Below are 20,208 nucleotides of genomic sequence, written 5' to 3'. Positions count from 1 at the left end.
CCCTCTCCTCTGATTGCACGTAAAAGCGATCTCTTCACCGATGCAGTTTGTCATGCTGCGATCCGGATCACGGCCCTGTTTTTTCCACTATCATACTCTTGGTCCAGCGGCCTGACCACTGGGCCACATCACAGTTGAGGAGTAAAAATGGAACATACATGGCGATGGTACGGCCCCAACGACCCGGTCTCACTGGATGATGCGCGTCAGGCGGGCGCGACCGGCATTGTGACGGCGCTGCACCATATCCCTAACGGCGAGGTATGGCCGGTTGAGGAGATTAAAGCGCGTCAGGCACTGCTGGCGGAAAAAGGTCTGGTCTGGTCGGTGGTGGAGAGCATCCCGGTCCATGAGGCGATTAAAACCCAGCGTGGTGACTACCTTCGCTATATCGCCAATTATCAGCAGTCGATACGCAATCTGGCCGCCTGCGGCATTGATACCGTCTGCTACAACTTCATGCCGGTGCTGGACTGGACCCGAACCGACCTCGCCTGGACGCTGCCGGATGGCGCAAAAGCGCTGCGCTTCGACGCCGACGCTTTTGCGGCCTTCGAGCTTTATCTGTTGCAGCGTCCGGGGGCCGAGCAGGATTACAGCGCTGCCGAGCAGCAGGCCGCCGCTCAGCGCTTTGCCGCCATGAGCGCAGAAGAGAAAAGCACCCTGGTGCGCAATATTATCGCCGGTCTGCCAGGCGCCGAAGAGGGTTACACCCTGGAGCAGTTTCAGGCGCAGCTGACGCAGTATGACGGCATCGACAAAGCGAAACTGCGCGAGCATATGGCCACCTTCCTGCGCGCCATCGTGCCGGTTGCGGAGGAAACGGGCGTTAAACTGGCGGTGCATCCGGATGACCCACCACGTCCTATTCTGGGTCTGCCGCGCATTATTTCTACCCAGGAAGATATGCAGTGGCTGAAAGAAACCGTGGACAGTCTGCACAACGGTTTCTGTTTCTGTACCGGCTCCTATGGCGTGCGTGCCGACAACGCGCTGGTTGAGATGGCGGAAACCTATGCCGACCGCATTAACTTTATCCATCTGCGCGCCACGAAACGCGAGGCAAACCCAGCCAGCTTCCATGAAGCGGCGCATCTGGCGGGCGACGTCGATATGGTCGGCGTGATCAAGGTTATTCTGGCAGAAGAGCAGCGCCGCCGTCGGGCGGGCAACCTGCGGGCGATTCCCATGCGTCCCGATCACGGCCATCAGATGCTGGACGACCTGCATAAGCGCACCAATCCCGGTTATTCCGCCATTGGCCGCCTGAAAGGCCTTGCCGAACTGCGCGGCGTTGAAGTAGCGCTGAAACAGATCTATTTTGCCGATTAAATAAAACGTCCTGCCCTGCGCCCGCCCTGTGACGGGCCAGGGTCTCTCCTGGCCACTGCGGCGGATCGGCCTTTGCACTGCCTGCCTCCCGTTTTCATTTGATTTTTTCCTGCATAGCAACGAAAACCAAACAACCTGTCAAAAAATGCAATGTCTGGTCGATAATTGACCTTAGTCAGTTCTCCTGATCGCAAAAACGCTAATCTGCACCGCCCGGAGAGATGCTATGCTGCGCCACTGATCAGCACCTCCGCATAACACCAATAATACTCAGAGGATTCAGCGGTGCCGCTACTGAAACGAAAACGCGACTACGCCAGGCTGGTGATTATTATTTCCGGCGTGCTGCCTCTGATTATTGGCATTTTTTTCACCGCCCTGGATGCGCGCCACACCGTGCATCAGCAGCAGGTCACCGCGGCGAATACGCTGTTATCTCAGGCTGAAAGAATGAGCGACAGCGCCTGGGATATGATTACCGTGCTGCGCCAGTTTCATCATCAGCCCTGCAGCCAGATTGAAAACCAGTTGCAGCGCATTGGCTCGCTAAACCCCTATTTTCGTGCGATCGGTAAAATGGAGCAGGATCACATCGCCTGCTCGTCGGTGTATGGTTCACGCCCAGGCCTGCTGAAAGAGATGATCATGCGCGACGCGCCGGTTACCGGAAAAGCCTGGTGGAGTCTGTCCATTGCCGGGACATCGGGCGTACCGGACCGTCCGGCCGTGATTTTTATGCGCGATCTGCCCGATGGCGAGGGATTCTGGGCAGTGATTGATGGCCAGTATCTGATCGATTTTATGCGCGCGATCAGCAGCAGCCATCTCTATCATTTCAGCATGACGTTCAGCGGCGGCGCGCCGATCTCGTTTGGCGATCCGCACATCGCCGCGTCCAGCTGGTTTGAACCCATGATTTATCAGGCTATCTCCCATCGCTATCCGCTCTCTGTCACCCTCATTGCCTCACCCTCTGAACTGATCTCGGCCTGGCGTCAGGTGATGTTTATCATCATGCCGATGGCCGCTATCTTTTCTATTCTGCTGATGATGCTGATGGCGAACTGGCTGAAACGGCGTATTTCATGGCGCGATGAGATTCGCCGGGCCATCACCAGCGGCCAGTTCAGGGCGCACTATCAGCCGGTCTATGACAACCGGCTGCAACGCTGCAGCGGCGCTGAAGCCCTGCTGCGCTGGACAACGCCCGACGGTAAAGGCGTGCGGCCAGATATTTTTATCGGCGCAGCAGAAGCGGAAGGCATGATTGTGCCGCTGACCCGCCATCTGCTCGATTTAATTGCAGAGGATGTGCAGGCGTGGCAGGTTGAGCCCCATTTCCACCTGGCCATTAACGTGGCGGCGGATCATCTGCAGCATCCTGACTTTGTCGACGATATGCTGCAGTTTGCCGAACGGATCAAAGATAAGCAGTTCCTGATTACCCTGGAGCTGACCGAACGCAGCCTGATCAAAGATGGCGCTGAGGTGGCTCGCAAGCTGGAGCAGTTACGTGGTTGCGGAATGAAGGTCGCGATTGATGATTTTGGGACCGGACACTGTTCGCTGAGCTATTTACAGACCTTCACGATAGATTATCTGAAAATCGATCGCGGCTTTATCAACGCGATTGAATCTCTGGAAGGCAGAACGCCGGTGCTGGACGCCATTATCCAGCTCAGCCATGAGCTTGAGCTGGAGGTGCTGGGAGAAGGCGTTGAGACCGCGTTACAGTTCAGCTATCTGCAACGGCGCGGCGTGGTCTTTATCCAGGGCTATTATTATGCCCGCCCGATGGACAACACGGCGCTGGTTGCCTGGCTGACCGATCGGGGCGAACAGCCGATTGAGCGGGAGCTGGCTCTTCAGACCCGGCAGGAACCCGACGTCTGAACCAGAGCAGATTGCAGCTGAACCGCCAGTCGAGCCACATTCACTCATCTTTCTGCTCTCCGCCCTGTGATGCAAAGCGGATAACCGCTTCCGGTGCCAGCGTGGCCCGTATCTTCCCTCTTTGCCCCTGATTCGCTGAAAAAAACGGCGGTCGTCACGCTCAGTGATAATTTTTTTACGGTTGCAAACAGCTCTATTTGTTGTAAAAACAGGCCGGATGTAGCCCAAACATGACAGATATCACACAAAAACGGTATACTCTGTCGCTGTTCGCAATAATCACAACAGTAATTATTGTGTCTGCCGGCGCATAAACAGTGCTTATTTACGGCTATGCTTAAATTTCTCAACGCAGCGGTCTGAACGACTCACACCCGGCTCGCGCCGTTGAGGACTTTCGTGTTCCAATACAGGGTAATTCTATGAAATTGCGTAGGAAGCGTGTAAAACCAATTGGGATCGATGATGTGACTATCATCGATGATACCCGTTTACGTAAAGCCATCACCGCGGCCTCTCTGGGCAACGCGATGGAGTGGTTCGACTTCGGTGTTTATGGCTTTGTGGCCTATGCGCTGGGTAAGGTCTTTTTCCCGGACGTTTCGCCGGGCGTTCAGATGATAGCGGCGCTCGCCACTTTCTCTGTTCCTTTCCTGATTCGCCCGCTGGGTGGACTGTTCTTCGGTATGCTGGGCGACAAATATGGTCGTCAGAAAATCCTCTCCATCACCATCATCATCATGTCGGTCAGTACTTTCTGTATCGGCCTGATACCGTCCTACGCCTCCATCGGCATCTGGGCACCTATTCTGCTGCTGTTAGCGAAGATGGCTCAGGGCTTCTCGGTGGGCGGTGAATATACCGGTGCCTCAATCTTTGTGGCCGAATATTCGCCTGACCGTAAACGCGGCTTTATGGGAAGCTGGCTCGACTTTGGTTCGATTGCGGGCTTCGTGCTCGGTGCGGGCCTGGTGGTGCTGATTTCCTCCATTATCGGAGAAGAGAGTTTCCTTGAGTGGGGCTGGCGTCTGCCGTTCTTCGTCGCGCTGCCGCTGGGAATTATCGGTCTTTACCTGCGTCATGCGCTGGAAGAGACCCCGGCATTCCAGCAGCACGTGGACAAACTGGAACAGGGCGACCGCGAAGGCCTGCAGGATGGTCCACAGGTATCGTTTAAAGAGATTGCGACCAAACACTGGCGCAGCCTGCTCTCCTGTGTCGGTCTGGTTATCGCCACTAACGTCACCTACTACATGTTGCTGACGTACATGCCGAGCTACCTGTCACATAACCTGCACTACAGCGAAGACCACGGTGTGATGATTATCATCGCCATCATGATCGGTATGCTGTTTGTCCAGCCAATGATCGGCATGATGAGTGACCGTTTCGGCCGTCGTCCGTTTGTCATCATCGGCAGTATCGCCCTGATGATCTTCGCGATTCCCGCCTTTATGATGATCAACAGTGGCGTACTCGGACTGATTTTTGGTGGTCTGCTGCTGCTGGCGGTAATCCTCAACGCCTTTACTGGCGTGATGGCCTCTTCACTGCCTGCGATGTTCCCAACGCACATCCGCTACAGTGCGCTGGCGAGTGCGTTTAACATCTCGGTACTGGTTGCCGGTCTGACGCCAACGCTGGCCGCCTGGCTGGTAGAAACGACCAATAACCTCTACATGCCAGCCTACTATCTGATGGTGGTGGCAGTGATTGGTCTGATTACCGGTCTGTACATGAAAGAAACTGCCAACAAGCCCCTGAAAGGCGCGACACCGGCGGCTTCTGATATGGAAGAAGCGCGCGAAATCCTGCAGGAACATCACGATAACATCGAGCACAAAATCGAAGATATCGACGAAGAGATCTCCCGTCTGGAAGCGAAACGTAAAAACCTGGTGCAGCAGCATCCGGATATCAACGAGTAATCGTTCTGCTCTCCCGCCGCCCGGCGGGAGAGTTCTTTTCCCCCTCTCTTACCGCACACAAACCTTCATCCCTCGCGGGCAAAGGGAGTAAACTGTTGTCACTTTTTTCACCTGCGTAAGAATGAAAATGTCTGATTATTCCCTTATCCAGCGCCCAAGAAGATTGCGCGCCAGCGCCTCAATGCGTGAAATGTTCCAGGAGTCCTCACTGAGCCTGAACGATCTGGCTCTGCCCATCTTTGTTGAAGAAGAAGTCGACGATTACAAAGCGATTCAGGCGATGCCTGGCGTGATGCGTATTCCGGAAAAACGTCTCGCCTATGAAATTGAGCGCATCGCCAAAGCGGGTATCCGCTCGGTGATGACCTTCGGTATTTCGCACCACACCGATGCCACCGGCAGCGATGCCTGGAACGAGAACGGTCTGGTGGCACGTATGTCCCGCATCTGCAAAGATACCGTGCCAGAAATGATCGTGATGTCTGACACCTGCTTCTGTGAATACACCAGCCACGGCCACTGTGGCGTGTTGTGTGATCACGGCGTCGATAACGATGCTACCCTGGAAAACCTGGGTAAGCAGGCCGTCGTTGCCGCCGCAGCCGGTGCGGATTTCATCGCCCCGTCAGCGGCGATGGATGGTCAGGTTGAGGCGATTCGCCGGGCACTGGACGCCGCGGGCTTCACTCAGACCGCCATCATGTCCTACTCCACCAAATTCGCCTCCTCGTTTTACGGCCCTTTCCGTGAAGCGGCCGGAACGGCGCTGAAAGGCGACCGTAAAACCTACCAGATGAACCCGATGAACCGCCGTGAAGCGATCCGTGAATCGCTGCTCGACGCGGCGCAGGGCGCGGATTCACTGATGGTGAAACCGGCAGGTGCTTATCTGGATATCCTGCGCGATATCCGTGAACGTACCGAATTGCCGCTGGCGGCTTATCAGGTGAGTGGTGAATACGCGATGATCAAATTTGCCGCTCAGGCCGGTGCGATTGATGAACGCAATGTGGTGCTGGAAAGCCTGGGTGCGATTAAACGCGCAGGTGCAGACCTGATTTTCAGCTATTTCGCCCTTGATCTCGCCGAACAAAAAGTGCTCTGATCCCCTCCTTATAAAGAGCGTGATGGCTATGTCACGCTCTTCTTCTTCGCCGTAAGGCAAACACCAGAACCTGGCTTGAGCTAAAAAATAAAGGGCTCTGTGATGAAAGCACCTGAAATCGCTGCCGACGAGGCACAACGTTTATCGCAGTTGCGTGCGCTGAACATAATGAACACACCAGCGGAAGAACGATTTGATCGTTTAACCCGTCTGGCGCGCCGCCTGTATGACGTTCCTATCGCGTTAGTCAGCCTGCTGGAAGCTGATCATCAGTGGTTTAAATCCGCTCAGGGCTATGAACCCGCAGGATCGCCCCGCGACATCTCCTTTTGCGGTCATGCCATCCTGCAGGATGAGATTATGATCGTTGAAGATGCCGCAGAAGATGAACGTTTTTATGATAATCCGCTGGTTACCGGCGAACCGCACATCCGCTTTTATGCCGGCTGCCCGCTGCGGGCACCGGGCGGCGCTAAAATGGGTACCCTCTGTATTATTGGTCGTGAACCGCGTCAGTTTAATGAAGAGGATCAGGCCACGATGCGCGACCTGGCCGCCATGGCCGAAGCGGAACTGGTCGCCTTTCAGACTGCCACCTGTGATGAACTGACGCAGATCACCAATCGTCGCGGCTTTATGACGCTGGGACAGATGGTGCTGAACGAGTGCCGGCTGAAAAACCGGCCTGCCTGCCTGACCTTTCTCGATCTCGACAAATTTAAGCAGATTAATGACACGCTGGGCCACCGCGAAGGCGACCGGGCGCTGATGGACTTTGCCGATGCGATGAAAGTGGTGTTTAAGCATTCGGATCTGTTTGCCCGTCTGGGTGGCGATGAGTTTGTGGTGCTGTTTAATGGTCTGCAGCAGCAGCAGAGCGAAGCGCTGCTCCTGCAGTTTGACCGTTATCTGCAACAGCAATCAGTCAGTCTGAACCGCCGTTACCGCCTGCAATTCTCGTCCGGCGTCGTGGAGTTTGACGCGGCGCATCCGCAATCGCTGGAGCAGTTGCTGCATGACAGCGATGAGCAGATGTACCTCAGTAAAAAGCAGAAACGCGTGGCGATCTAAGGTCAGGCGCCGCAGCGCCTGACGGTTCAGGGACGCGCCAGATCGTCGAGCAGCGTCTGGTTAAATTTTGCCGGCTCTTCCATTTGCGGCGCGTGTCCCATACCGGGGAATTCGATTAAGCGCGCCCCCGGAATGCGTTTTGCGACCTCTTTCCCCAGTACCGCGTAATCACCCAGCCGGGCTTTCACCTCTGCCGGGGCGATATCACTGCCGATGGCAGTCGTGTCTGAGGTGCCGATCATCAGCGTGGTGGGCACTTTCAGATCGCCGAATTCATAAAATACGGGCTGAGTGAAGATCATGTCGTAGATTAAGGCGGAGTTCCACGCCACCTTCTGGTGGCCCGGCCCGCTGTTGAGTCCGGCCAGCATATCAACCCACTTGTCATATTCAGGTTTCCAGCGCCCGACATAGTAGGTTTGCTGCTCATACTTCTTAATGCCCTCTGCGCTGAGTTTGAGTTCGCGCTGATACCACTGATCTACGGATCGCCACGGTGCGCCTTTGGCTTTCCAGTCCTCCAGCCCGATCGGGTTAACCAGCACCAGCTTCTGCGTCTGTTCCGGGTACATCAGCGCATAACGTGTTGCCAGCATTCCGCCAGTGGAGTGACCCATAATCACCGCCTTCTTCACACCCAGCCGGGCGAGCAGCTGATGGGTGTTATCTGCCAGCTGCTGAAAACTGTACTGGTAACTGGCTTGGTCGAGCTGCAGAAGCCAATCTGGTCGGGCGCGATAACGCGATATCCCTGCTGACTGAGTGCGCGAATGGTCTCTTCCCAGGTCGCGCCACAGAAGTTTTTACCGTGCATCAGCACCACGGTTTCGCCGTTGGCCCGCTGCGCCGGTTTCACATCCATATAGCCCATACTCACCGTCTGCTGCTGGGATTTAAAATCAAAATGCTGCAACGGATAGGGGTATTGAAATCCTTCCAGCTGTTCGCCATACACACCAGCGGCACTGGCAGGCGCATGAGCAAATAACGCCAGCGAGGTGAGCAAGGCGGCAAGCGGTTTTTTCAGCGCGTATGTCGGGCTCATCCGGGGGGTTCTCCAGGTTAAAGGTGAGCCGTAAGCCTGGCATGTCGCAGCCAAAAATCTATTGATGTGCCGTGCTATAGCCGTGATTACAGAGATTCCGGCAAGGTAAACCGTGAGTCTGGCTGCGGACTCACGGCTCGTTTAGATTATTGTCTCGCGAAATCACTTATTCATTCACCTACAATTACCAACAGATTAATCACAATTCATCTTTTTTATTAATAACACCCCCTCAAATGAATATCTTCAGAGATAACGATTAAAATCCTGAAAAATCTTTACGCAAAGAATAAGCACATTAAGATAAATATTTTAGAATCTTCTTAAATCAAACAGGGGGTTCTATGAACGAAAATAAATATAACGAAAGCGTGATCGTCTCTATCACTGAGTGGATTAATAATAATCTGGATCAGCGTTTAAGCGTTGATGATATTGCAGAAAAGGCGGGTTACTCTAAGTGGTATTTACAGAAACTTTTTGCCCGTTATCATAATGAAACCCTGGCGCGATATATTCGTAAGAAAAAGCTTAACGCCAGTGTTCATGATTTAAAAAATAGCCGCACGCCCATCATCAGCCTGGCGCTGAAATACCATTTTGAAAGCCAGCAATCTTTTACCCGATCTTTTAAGCAGATTATGGGTTGCACGCCGAGCGTCTGCCGTAAACGTCTGATGAAGGACGAGGCAAAGCAGCAGCTGGACGACGTTGATGATCCCTGTGCGCTGTGCAGTTACGGTCGGGCGGAAAGCATAAAGCAGAGCTGTGGCGTAACAGTCCGGCCTGTTACGCGCTCAGCGCGCGGATATGCGCCATCAGACGCTTTCCGCGATCCAGGTTAATCAGGATTCATCCGGCTGATAATATTGCACACCAATCTTAATACGCTCACGTCCCTGGGTGACGCGATGACGATTGGTGTCGCGCAGTGAATAGACACAGCCACAATATTCCTGCTGATAGAAACTCTCGCGCTTGCTGATTTCAATCATGCGCGATGACCCACCGCCTTTACGCCAGTTAAAATCCCAGTACATCAGATCCGGATACGTCGCCGCTGCGCGGACTCCGCAGCTGTTAATCTGCTTCATATCTTTCCAGCGCGAAATACCCAGGCAACTGGTCATCACCGGAAAGCCGTTCTCATGGGCATAGAGTGCCGTACGTTCAAAGCGCATATCAAAGCACATGGTGCAGCGTTCACCCCGTTCCGGTGACCACTCCAGGCCGCGCGCCCGCTCAAACCAGTTATCCCGGTCATAGTCCGCATCAATAAACGGCACACCAAATTTTTCGGCAAAGCGAATATTCTCCTCTTTACGCAGCTCATACTCTTTGAGCGGATGAATATTCGGGTTGTAGAAATAGATCGTGTATTCAATGCCGGATGCCAGCATCGCTTCCATCACCTCACCCGAGCAGGGTGCGCAACAGGAGTGCAGCAGGACTTTTTTATGACCGCCCGGCAGAGGCAGCGGCTGACGCTGGAAAGGTTCAGACATAAGCACCTTCAATCAATAGCAGTAAAGCGGCAGTGTAATGCCGCAGGCGGGTAGTTGCAAAACCTGACCTGACGCGCCCTGTTTTGCGTAATCGTGCCCCGGCCGCAGTTTCCCTCTCCTGAACCAACCCGCTGATCTCTGATGCTTTCTTATCGCAGCAATGCTGTGTGGCACCGGTGATAGCCGGAAGTGTGATCGCCCCCACACTGGCATCGACTATGTTTACATAACATTAACAATATTGACACAGAACCCCCGCAAGGAGACTCGCATGGTCGCGGCAAAAAAATCGGGAAATCAACAGAACCGCTTTACCTGGTTCGTCTGTTTTATGGCTGCGCTGTCCGGCCTGCTGTTTGGTCTGGATATCGGCGTCATTGCAGGTGCCTTGCCGTTTCTGGCGAAGGATTTGCAAATCACTAACCATCAACAGGAGTGGGTAGTGAGTTCGATGATGTTTGGCGCGGCGCTGGGCGCACTGGCGGCGGGCTGGATGTCATCAAAGCTGGGACGCAAGAAAAGTATGCTGGCGGGCGCGACGCTGTTTGTCATTGGCTCGCTGTGGTCAGCCTTCTCACCGGATGTGGAGTCGCTGGTCTGTGCCCGCGTGATGCTGGGTCTGGCGGTGGGAATCGCCTCTTACACTGCGCCACTCTATCTGGCGGAGATTGCGCCTGAACGTATTCGTGGCTCAATGATTTCGATGTACCAGTTGATGCTGACCACCGGCATTGTCGTGGCCTATCTCTCCGACACCGCGTTCAGCTACAGCGGTAACTGGCGCGGGATGCTCGGCGTGATCGCCATTCCGGCGGTGATCCTGTTTATCGGCGTGCTGTTTCTGCCCAACAGTCCGCGCTGGCTGGCGGCGCACGGACGCTTTAACGAGGCGCAGCGGGTGCTGGATCGGCTGCGTAACAGCAGCGAACAGGCCCGGGAGGAGCTGGAAGAGATCCGGGAAAGCCTGCAGGTGAAGCAGCGCGGCTGGTCGCTGTTCCGTTCTAATGGCAATTTCCGCCGCGCGGTGTGGCTGGGTATGCTGCTACAGGTTATGCAGCAGTTTACTGGCATGAATGTGGTGATGTATTACGCGCCTAAAATCTTCAACATCGCCGGCTTCTCCAGCACCAGTGAGCAGATGTGGGGCACGGTGATTGTCGGGCTGGTCAATATGCTGGCCACGCTGATTGCGATCTTCTTTGTCGATCGCTGGGGTCGCAAGCCGATGCTCACCACCAGTTTTCTGGTGATGGCGGTTGGCATGGGCGTGCTGGGAACGCTATTGCACATCGGCGTTGAAACAGATTTCCGCAAATACTTTGCTGTCGCGATGCTGCTGATGTTTATCGTCGGCTTTGCGATGGCGGCCGGACCGGTGATCTGGCTGCTCTGTTCAGAGATTCAGCCACTGAAAGGGCGTGATTTCGGCATTACCGCCTCCACCACCACTAACTGGGTCGGCAATATGATTGTTGGCGCCACCTTCCTGACCATGCTGGATCAGCTGGGTAATGCCAACACCTTCTGGTTCTACGGCGCACTCAACCTGGTGTTTATCGTGCTGACGCTGATGCTGGTGCCGGAGACCAAACATGTGACGCTGGAGCACATTGAACGCAATCTGATGAAGGGTAAAGCGCTGCGTGACATCGGGGCGTAACCGCCCCGCTTCAGCCTACCACTGCAGTTGCTGGCCGGCGTAATCGACATAGTGATGACCACCGCGACCGCGCCACTGGATCAGCTGCTGGACGATACCGGCGGCACTCTCTTCTGCCGTCAGGGGCGCACTCTCGCCGCCCATATCCGTTTTCACCCAGCCGGGATGCAGCGTCAGCAGCGTCCCGCTCTGCGCTTCCACTGCCGGAGTCAGCGTGCGGCTCAGCATATTCAGTGCGGCTTTGCTGGCCGAGTAAATCGGCATCTGCGCCTCCGGATTTTCATTCAGGCTGCCGAGCTGAGATGAGGTCAGCGCCAGCACGCCTTCCTGTTTCAGCAGCGGCAACAGGATCTCTGCGCTGCGAACAGGGGCTATCGCATTGGTCAGGAACAGTTGCGCCAGCGCCTGATCGTCACTCTGCGACACTTTCTGGTGCGCAGGCCCGGAAATCCCGGCGTTAATCAGAATCGCATCGAACGACTTGCCACTAAGCTGACTGGCAAACTGTTGAACCGCTGATGAGTGAGTCATATCCAGCGAATGCCAGTGAATGTCTGGCCGGTTACCCTGCTCCGGGATGCCACTACGATGCGTGGCCGTAACCTGCCAGCCCTCATCGGCAAAGGCCTGCGCCACCGCGAGACCGATACCACGTGAAGCACCAATAATCAGAACCTCTTTTTGCTGAGCCATATTCATTCCTCGTTGATTGTCTCGTCACAAGCTTAACGGTAAATCTGCCCAGGCAGCGGCCAGTTGTGCTTTTTAGCCAGACGACCGCACTGCAGGTAAAACCCCACGGCGTAGCGCTGTTGATGGCTTTCCATCATTAAATCGCTTTATCTTTTACTTTTAACCGGTTAGAAGAGATAAACAGTCTGACAGGCAGCAGTCAATTTGCCATTTTCGCATGGAGTCTGAATGAAAAAGCTCACCTTAGAGGTGGTGGCAAAAATGGCAGGTGTCGGGATTGCGACGGTCGATCGGGTGCTGAATGAGCGCGGCGGCGTCTCCCTGGAGACCAGCCGTAAAGTCCTGAAAGCCGCGCGCGAAGTGGGGCTGAAGCGTCTGCTGCCAGAGGAGTACCAGCATCCGTGGCAGATTGAGGTGTTCCTCAGCAATAACGGCTCATCCTTTTTTCAGCAGCTCACCACCCATTTCAGCGAGGTCGCCAGTCAGCTTGGCTATCGCCGCCTGAAACTACACAAAACCCTGGTGGCCGAAGCGCAGCCTGAGCAGCTGGCGCAAAGCATTATCGCCCGCAGCAGCACCCGCGACGGCATCATTGTTTTTGCGCATGACTCGCCGCCCATCTATCGGGCACTGGCGCTGTGCCGCAGCCGCAATGTGCCGGTGATCACCATCGTCACCGATCTGCCCGATGCCGACCGCTTGTGTCATGTTGGTATCGACCAGTATCAGGCGGGACGCACAGCCGGACTGCTGATGAGTAAGACAGTGAATCAGCCCGGCGACATTCTGATGGTCAGTGGCCGTTTTGATTACCGCGCCCATCGTCAGCGCATCGCGGGATTTCGTGAGGCCATGGAGCAGCGTGCGCCGCAGCGTCATCTGCGTGAAGTGCTGTCGGGTCAGGATCAGCGGGAAACCATTCGCAGTGAACTGGCTCGCCATCTGCGTCCGTCGCAGGCGATTGCAGGGGTCTATAACACCGGCATGGGGAATAGTGATGTCAGCGACACCCTGCGCGCCCACCAGCTGCTGGGTAAATGCACCTACATCACCCATGAGCTTTATGATGTCACCCGCCAGCTACTGCTGAACGATGAAGTGGCCTTTACCCTGGACCAGCATGCTCAGCAGCATGCCCGTTTAGCGATTGATCTGATGCTGAGTCATCTCGAAACCGGCTATCAGCCAGATGTCTATCAGGCGGGGAAAGTGGCCTTTCGGCTGTTTACGGCGGAAAATATGGTGTGAGGTGGGCCATATTCAGGGGAGTGATCGCCTGATAACCGAGTCAGCGTTGTCTGGCGAATACGTGATGTGGCTGGTTAAAATTCAAAATCAGCCTTTTAAAGTGAATTTTTTTGAAAAAAAACCTTCCTACACGATCACGAAATAGCCAATTACCTTTTTTTCTGATAATTTTTTCTTACTTTATCCTGAATTGAAGGAACAATTCAAAATGGTGCCAATCAATTAACCAATTGATAGGCATCGTAAAAATATAAAAAACGACATCTTGCATTCCGGAAGCTTCATTACCTCAGCTAATGAAGTTAAACACTATGGCTAAGAAGAACTAAAAACAGGGTGAGCTATGGATATTTTCAATAACCTCAATGGTCTTTCCGCTAAGATTCAGCAGCAAGCAGCAATTATTCAGACAGAAGAAGCCACTAAAAGCGCGTTTGTTATGCCCTTCATCAGTCAGATACTGGGATATGATGTATTTGACCCGACTGAAGTCATACCTGAATTCATTTGTGATGTCGGCACCAAAAAAGGTGAGAAGATTGATTACGCCATTTCTAAAGGCGGAGAGATTCAGATCCTGATTGAATGCAAAAAGATTGGCGAACCGTGAAATGTTAAACACGCCTCGCAACTCTTCCGTTACTTCCATGTGACTAACGCGCGAATTTCCATTTTAACAAATGGCCAGCTCTATAAATTTTTTACCGATCTGGATGCGCCGAACAAAATGGATGAAAAGCCATTTTTAGAACTGGATTTGCTGGATATTGATGAACACGTGGTTCCAGAGCTGGTTAAGCTCACCAAAAGTGCTTTTGATGTTGATTCGATTGTCAGTGCAGCTGGTGAACTTAAATTTATCAGCCAGATAAAGAAGATGATTTCCAGTCAGTTCAGTGAACCCGATGAAGACTTCGTTAAACTTTTTGCCTCACGTGTATATGACGGCATACTCACGCAGAAAGTCAGAGAGCAATTCTCTGTACTGACTAAAAAAGCTGCTACTCAGTGGCTAAATGATCAGGTGAATGAAAGACTCAAATCCGCGATCAGCGGTGGAGCGATGGTTTCGCCACAACCTAATAACGAGGATTCGGCAAAAAGCAGCAGTGACAAGAACGAGGCTGAAAGCGGCATGATTGTCACTACAGAAATGGAGATAGAAGGGTTTCACATCATAAAATCAATAATCCGAAAAGTTATTGAACCTCAGCGTATCACTTTCCGGGATACTCAAAGTTATCTTGGTATTTTAATCGATGACAACAATCGTAAGCCAATTTGTCGACTTCACTTCAATCGCAGTCAGCTATATATCGGGATGTTTGATGGCGAGAAAAAAGAGACTCGCCATCCGATTACATCACTCAACGATATCTACAACTTCACAGATCTGTTAAGGGATGCAGCGAAGCAATATTGTTGATAGCCAGGAGCCAGGATGCTGTCCTGGCTCAATTAACCCGCAGCATCCCGGCTTTTATCGTCCGGGCTGTCCGCATCGTCATTACCCTGGCTCTTCTCCACTTCCTGCGGATGTCCCATCGAAAGCGCAGCCGCACTGGCCGGGTCGAACAGCGACAGACTCTCAATCTGGTCAACCATGATCACTTTACGGAACGACATCGCATCTTTGGGTTTCGAGTCGAGCGTGATGTCGTGCTCGGCGTACCACTTGCTGTAGTTATGTTCCACCGCCAGCTTCAGCGTCTTGCTGTCGCGATATCCGCTCAGCATCGGGATCAGCACGATATTTTTGGTGCTCTCATATTCAAAAGTCGAAGCATGGATCATGCCGATGTAAATGCGGCGCGACTTCATTGTAATCCACGCCAGTTCGCCCTCTTCCATGCACTGAAATAACAGTTGCTCCACACCATTAGAGCGTGACAGCTGCTGATAGAGGTCTTTACGACCGGAGACGTTCAGTCGTGCACTGCCTGCCCAGTTTGAGCGGTAAAGGCAGAGAAGAATGGCAAAGGTGAGCATGATCACCACCGGAGCCTGGATGCCCAGGAAACTCCAGTTCATAAACTCCACCTGCCACTTCAGGTGGACGCCGGGGATCATCTGGACGGCGTTGGCGATGCCGGAGATACAGAGCAGCACCAGCCAGATGATACCGGTCGCAAACACACCCTGCAGGACGAAAATACAACCGTAAAGCGCGACCAGGAAATAGACATCCCAGCCCGACGAACGACGGATTTTAAAGCGGCTGTTCAAATCACGGCTGGTGTACCAGTAACCACTGACCATCAACACCATAAATATTGCGGTACCCACCTCACACTCCCTTTAACGTATTCACGTGGCGGGCAAAATCTTCATGGACTTCCTCGCTCAGCGTGTTGACCGAGATATTGCCGTTTTCATCAATAATGATGCGCTCACCTTCAGCGATCGAGTCGTTGATATCCTGACGGGTCATGATCTGCAGAAACTTATCCGGACTGGCAAAGACCGACTTAACAAATTTAAACATAGCGATCCACTTGTTGGCCTTAAAATTGAAGTATGTGACCGAATCCACACTCTCGCCTGTTTAATTTCGGGTGAAATTTCTTAAAATCAATTAATTAGCGAAGCGGTAGTCACCTTGCCCATGCCGTTTTCCGCTGAAATCTTCAACGTAACCAGCAGCATGGCGTAGCAGCATCGTATTTTTACCGTGCAGGTCTGCAACGACGTCACATCGCCTCTCTGCCAGGAAGCGCTAAGCTCATTGGTTAGCCGCTTTCTGTCACCCTGTCTGAAACGCATCGAGGAATGTTTGCATGAAACTACGAACACTGGGCCGTACCGGTCAGCGCGTCTCCGAAATTGGCTTTGGCGCATGGGCCATTGGCGGAACCTGGGGGGAAGTGAGCATGGAGGATGCCAAAGCCGCGCTGAATGCTGCGCTGGATGCGGGCATTACCTTTATTGATACCGCCGATGTCTATGGCGATGGCCGTTCCGAAAAAATCATCGCAGAGGTGCTGAATCAGCGCGGCGGTGAACGTCCGTTTGTGGCAACCAAGCTGGGGCGTCGCCTCTCGCCACATGTGGCTGAAGGTTACAATGCTGAAAACCTCAACGCCTTTATTGACCGTTCACGCGAGAACCTGCAAACCGACACGCTGGATTTAGTGCAGCTGCATTGCCCGCCGACCGAGGTCTACTACAACCCGGACGTCTTTGCGGTGATGGATGAGATGGTCGCTGCCGGAAAAATCCGTCACTACGGTGTCTCCGTTGAGAAAGTTGAAGAAGGTCTGAAGGCGCTGGAGTTTCCAAACGTCTCGTCAATTCAGCTGATCTACAACATTTTCCGCCAGCGTCCGGCTGAACTGCTGCTGCGTGAAGCGAAACGCCGTGATGTGGCGATCATCGCCCGCGTGCCGCTGGCGTCGGGCCTGCTGACCGGCAAAATGCGTGCCGATAGCGTGTTTGCCGCTGACGACCACCGCACCTTTAATCGTAATGGCGAAGCGTTCGATAAGGGCGAGACCTTTTCCGGCGTACCTTATGAGGTGGCGCTGGAGGCGGTTGAAGAGATTCGCCGCTTTGTCACTGGCGACACCACCATGGCGATGTTTGCCCTGCGCTGGATACTGATGAACGAAGATGTCAGCGTGGTGATCCCTGGCGCGAAAAACCGCGAACAGGCTGAAGCCAATGCCCGCGCCAGCGATGTCGATGCGCTCTCTGCAGATACGATGGCGGCGCTGAAGCAGATCTATCAGGAGAAGATCGCGCCTTACGTGCATCAGCGCTGGTAAGCGCCTTACAACGCCTGGGCGCAGGCCCAGGCGGAACTCCACGCCCACTGGAAGTTATAGCCGCCCAGCCAGCCGGTGACATCAGCCACTTCACCAATAAAGTAAAGTCCCGGCACCGCACGCGCCTCCATCGTTTTCGAGGAGAGCTGTGTGGTATCCACGCCGCCCAGTGTCACTTCAGCAGTTCGATATCCCTCGGTACCGTTTGGCTGAATGCGCCAGGCGTGCAGCGTCTGCGCCAGCTCGGTTTGCTGTTTGCTGTTGAGCTGCTTCAGGGTGATATCCGGCACCACCTTCAGCGCCTGTAATACTTCCACCAGACGCTTCGGCAGGATTTTCGCCAGGCTGTTCTTCAGGCTGAGATTCGGGTGTGCTTCACGCTGCGCCGTCAGAAACGCCTCAAGCGGCGTGGCAGGCGACAGATCGATGGTGACGAATTCTCCGGGTAGCCAGTAGCTGGAGATTTGTAACACCGCCGGGCCGGAGAGGCCGCGGTGGGTAAACAGCATCGCCTCTTTGAAGCGGGTGCCATCCTGCGCATCGATAGTGGTCTCCAGCGCGACGCCTGACAGCGTCTGCAACTGCTCCAGCAGCGGTTTGTGCAGGGTAAAGGGCACCAGCGCCGCCCGCGTCGGGAAGACGCTCAGCCCGAACTGCTCCGCTATTTTATAGCCAAACGGCGTGGCGCCCAGGCCTGGCATCGACAGACCGCCGCTGGCGATGACCAGCTTCTCCGCCTGAACCGTGCTGCCGTTAAGTTGCAGGGTATAGCCGCTTTCATCGCGCGCCACACTGAGCACTTCACTGCGCAGCCGCAGGGTGACATTGCCCTTGTCACATTCGGCCAGCAGCAGATCGACAATCTGCTGGGCGGAGTCGTCGCAGAAGAGCTGGCCCAGGGTTTTCTCATGCCAGGCGATACCGTGGCGGTTAACCAGATCGATAAAATCCCACTGGGTATAACGCGCCAGCGCCGATTTACAGAAATGAGGATTGTGCGACAGATACGCCGCCGGTTCGGTGTAGAGATTGGTGAAGTTGCAGCGGCCACCGCCAGACATCAGAATTTTACGTCCCGGCTTTTTGCCGTTATCCAGCAGTAACACGCGGCGTCCCCGCTGCCCGGCCTGGGCGGCGCAGAACAGCCCTGCGGCACCGGCACCAATGATGATAACGTCAAACTGTTCCACTACGACTCGCTCACTTAACTGGAAAGGCGCAGATTGTAGTGATCTGCTCACTGAGACGCCAGCGTCAAAAAAATGCCGCAAATGTGTCATATTGTATCTGTCTAATATCTAACCCTTTTTCTCTGAGTTACCCTTCCGCCTTACATCGAAAGGTTAAATTAGCGCTATATTTTCCTTTCCCATACAGCACGTTGTCGCGGATAATGCGCCGCGTTCATGTCCTCCAAAAATGGCGTAACGTTTATGCTACATCTGTTTGCTGGTCTAGACCTCAGTACTAGCCTGTTATTGGTTCTTGCCCTGCTGTTTGTATTGTTTTACGAAGCGATCAACGGTTTCCACGACACGGCCAACGCAGTTGCGACGGTCATCTATACGCGTGCCATGCGTGCCCAGCTTGCTGTGGTCATGGCGGGTGTATTTAACTTCCTTGGCGTGCTGCTCGGTGGATTGAGTGTCGCTTACGCTATTGTTCATATGCTTCCCACCGATCTGTTGTTAAATGTTGGATCGGCTCACGGTCTCGCCATGGTGTTTTCTATGCTGCTGGCGGCGATTATCTGGAACCTCGGCACCTGGTATCTCGGTCTGCCGGCCTCCAGCTCCCATACGCTGATCGGCGCCATTATCGGTATCGGTCTGACCAACGCCCTGATGAGCGGAACCTCGGTGGTTGATGCGCTCAACATCCCGAAAGTGCTGAACATCTTCCTTTCTCTGATCCTGTCGCCGATTGTCGGCCTGGTGATGGCGGGCGGCTTAATCTTTATACTGCGTCGCTACTGGAGCAATACCAAAAAGCGTGCGCGTATTCATATGACGCCTGCTGACCGTGAGAAGATCGACGGCAAGAAAAAGCCGCCGTTCTGGACCCGTATCGCCCTGATTGTTTCGGCAATTGGCGTGAGTTACTCCCACGGTGCGAATGACGGTCAGAAAGGGATCGGCCTGATCATGTTGGTCCTGATTGGCGTGGCACCTGCTGGTTTCGTGGTGAATATGAATGCCTCCGGTTACGACATCACGCGAACCCGCGATGCAGTCAATCACCTGGAGCAGTATTATCAGCAGCATAACGCCTCGCTGACCCACATCATCCAGATGGCACCGCCTAAGCTGCCCACGCCGGAAGAAGTGCCAGCAACCAGCCCGCAGGAGTTCCACTGTGACAGCGCGCGCGCATTACAGGCGGTACAGGGTGCGCAGGTGTTGCTGAATAACCTGCAGAGCTACGATCAGCTGACGGTTGATCAGCGCGGTCAGATGCGTCGTCTGCTGCTGTGTATCTCCGATACCGCCGATAAAGCGGCTCGTCTGCAGGAAACCTCGCCAGATGACAAACGCTTCCTCAATAAGCTGAAAAGCGACCTGCTTGGCACCATCGAGTATGCGCCTATCTGGATTATTGTGGCCGTCGCGCTGGCGCTGGGCATCGGCACCATGATTGGCTGGCGTCGTGTTGCCACCACCATTGGTGAGAAGATTGGTAAAAAAGGCATGACCTATGCGCAGGGAATGTCAGCACAGGTGACAGCAGCGCTGTCGATTGGCGTCGCCAGCTATACCGGCATGCCCGTCTCCACCACGCATATCCTCTCCTCATCGGTTGCCGGTACCATGCTGGTCGACGGTGGCGGGCTGCAGAGCCGGACCATCAAGAACATCGCCATGGCGTGGATCTTCACCCTGCCGGTCTGTATTCTGCTGTCAGGTTCGCTCTACTGGATTGCCTTAAAACTGGTGTGATGCCAGCAAAAAAAAGGGCGACGCAAGT

General features: G+C 54.1%; 15 protein-coding genes and 2 pseudogenes. 11 read left to right on the top strand and 6 right to left on the bottom strand.

Features of this window, described 5'->3' with window-relative positions:
- Positions 1–147 precede the first annotated feature (147 nt).
- The 5 genes from uxuA to ACXKZD_RS01410 all read left to right on the top strand — a co-directional run bounded on the left by uxuA (position 148) and on the right by ACXKZD_RS01410 (position 7,329).
- Positions 148–1,332: a mannonate dehydratase gene (uxuA, locus tag ACXKZD_RS01430; protein WP_010253360.1), complete on the top strand. Its 1,185-nt coding sequence runs from the start codon at positions 148–150 to the stop codon at positions 1,330–1,332.
- A 285-nt stretch (positions 1,333–1,617) separates the two neighbouring features.
- A complete protein-coding gene (locus ACXKZD_RS01425) occupies positions 1,618–3,225 on the top strand; it encodes an EAL domain-containing protein (RefSeq protein WP_488981825.1) in 1,608 nt (535 codons plus the stop codon).
- Between the two features lie 422 nt (positions 3,226–3,647).
- Positions 3,648–5,153, top strand: a complete 1,506-nt coding sequence (gene proP / locus ACXKZD_RS01420; RefSeq protein ID WP_010253365.1) for a glycine betaine/L-proline transporter ProP — start codon at positions 3,648–3,650, stop codon at positions 5,151–5,153.
- A 127-nt stretch (positions 5,154–5,280) separates the two neighbouring features.
- Positions 5,281–6,258, top strand: coding sequence for a porphobilinogen synthase (gene hemB, locus ACXKZD_RS01415; protein WP_010671515.1), 978 nt, complete (start codon positions 5,281–5,283; stop codon positions 6,256–6,258).
- Between the two features lie 102 nt (positions 6,259–6,360).
- Positions 6,361–7,329 (top strand): GGDEF domain-containing protein, encoded by a 969-nt coding sequence (locus tag ACXKZD_RS01410; RefSeq protein ID WP_010253370.1) that lies wholly within the window; start codon positions 6,361–6,363, stop codon positions 7,327–7,329.
- Between the two features lie 26 nt (positions 7,330–7,355).
- Here ACXKZD_RS01410 and ACXKZD_RS01405 read toward each other — a convergent pair.
- A pseudogene (locus ACXKZD_RS01405) lies at positions 7,356–8,374 on the bottom strand (alpha/beta fold hydrolase).
- 344 nt (positions 8,375–8,718) lie between these two features.
- Here ACXKZD_RS01405 and ACXKZD_RS01400 point away from each other — a divergent pair.
- Positions 8,719–9,219, top strand: coding sequence for a helix-turn-helix domain-containing protein (locus ACXKZD_RS01400; RefSeq protein ID WP_346447961.1), 501 nt, complete (start codon positions 8,719–8,721; stop codon positions 9,217–9,219).
- Here ACXKZD_RS01400 and ACXKZD_RS01395 read toward each other — a convergent pair whose 3' ends face one another.
- Positions 9,220–9,879 carry an epoxyqueuosine reductase QueH gene (locus ACXKZD_RS01395; protein ID WP_346447959.1) on the bottom strand — a complete coding sequence of 220 codons (660 nt, stop codon included), beginning with the start codon at positions 9,877–9,879 and terminating at the stop codon, positions 9,220–9,222.
- A gap of 271 nt (positions 9,880–10,150) precedes the next feature.
- Between ACXKZD_RS01395 and ACXKZD_RS01390 the strand changes: the two genes are divergently transcribed.
- Positions 10,151–11,539 carry a sugar porter family MFS transporter gene (locus ACXKZD_RS01390; RefSeq protein ID WP_010253379.1) on the top strand — a complete coding sequence of 463 codons (1,389 nt, stop codon included), beginning with the start codon at positions 10,151–10,153 and terminating at the stop codon, positions 11,537–11,539.
- Positions 11,540–11,554: 15 nt separating this feature from the next.
- On the opposite strand, the gene ACXKZD_RS01385 is transcribed toward ACXKZD_RS01390, so the two are convergent.
- A complete protein-coding gene (locus ACXKZD_RS01385) occupies positions 11,555–12,232 on the bottom strand; it encodes an SDR family oxidoreductase (protein WP_033780951.1) in 678 nt (225 codons plus the stop codon).
- Between the two features lie 228 nt (positions 12,233–12,460).
- Here ACXKZD_RS01385 and ACXKZD_RS01380 point away from each other — a divergent pair, with 228 nt between their 5' ends.
- Both ACXKZD_RS01380 and ACXKZD_RS01375 read left to right on the top strand, forming a co-directional pair.
- Positions 12,461–13,480 carry a LacI family DNA-binding transcriptional regulator gene (locus tag ACXKZD_RS01380; protein ID WP_010253385.1) on the top strand — a complete coding sequence of 340 codons (1,020 nt, stop codon included), beginning with the start codon at positions 12,461–12,463 and terminating at the stop codon, positions 13,478–13,480.
- A 343-nt stretch (positions 13,481–13,823) separates the two neighbouring features.
- A pseudogene (locus ACXKZD_RS01375) lies at positions 13,824–14,906 on the top strand (type I restriction endonuclease).
- Between the two features lie 32 nt (positions 14,907–14,938).
- Here the strand turns inward: ACXKZD_RS01375 and ACXKZD_RS01370 are convergent.
- Together ACXKZD_RS01370 and ACXKZD_RS01365 are read right to left on the bottom strand one after the other, a co-directional pair.
- A complete protein-coding gene (locus ACXKZD_RS01370) occupies positions 14,939–15,766 on the bottom strand; it encodes a hypothetical protein (protein WP_010253387.1) in 828 nt (275 codons plus the stop codon).
- 1 nt (position 15,767) lies between these two features.
- Positions 15,768–15,965 carry a hypothetical protein gene (locus tag ACXKZD_RS01365; RefSeq protein WP_010253388.1) on the bottom strand — a complete coding sequence of 66 codons (198 nt, stop codon included), beginning with the start codon at positions 15,963–15,965 and terminating at the stop codon, positions 15,768–15,770.
- Between the two features lie 292 nt (positions 15,966–16,257).
- Here ACXKZD_RS01365 and ACXKZD_RS01360 point away from each other — a divergent pair, with 292 nt between their 5' ends.
- On the top strand, positions 16,258–17,244 hold the full coding sequence (locus ACXKZD_RS01360) for an aldo/keto reductase (RefSeq protein ID WP_488981824.1): 987 nt from the start codon (positions 16,258–16,260) through the stop codon (positions 17,242–17,244).
- Positions 17,245–17,249: 5 nt separating this feature from the next.
- Here the strand turns inward: ACXKZD_RS01360 and ACXKZD_RS01355 are convergent, their stop codons facing one another.
- The gene (locus ACXKZD_RS01355) at positions 17,250–18,434 is read right to left on the bottom strand and encodes a BaiN/RdsA family NAD(P)/FAD-dependent oxidoreductase (protein WP_010671506.1); all 1,185 of its coding nucleotides are present in this window, start codon (positions 18,432–18,434) and stop codon (positions 17,250–17,252) included.
- A gap of 243 nt (positions 18,435–18,677) precedes the next feature.
- Here ACXKZD_RS01355 and pitA point away from each other — a divergent pair, with 243 nt between their 5' ends.
- A complete protein-coding gene (gene pitA, locus ACXKZD_RS01350; RefSeq protein ID WP_010253391.1) occupies positions 18,678–20,180 on the top strand; it encodes an inorganic phosphate transporter PitA in 1,503 nt (500 codons plus the stop codon).
- Positions 20,181–20,208 lie beyond the last annotated feature (28 nt).

This window comes from Pantoea sp. ABR1s (assembly GCF_057812235.1).
This window is presented reverse-complemented; position numbering and strand designations above follow the sequence as displayed.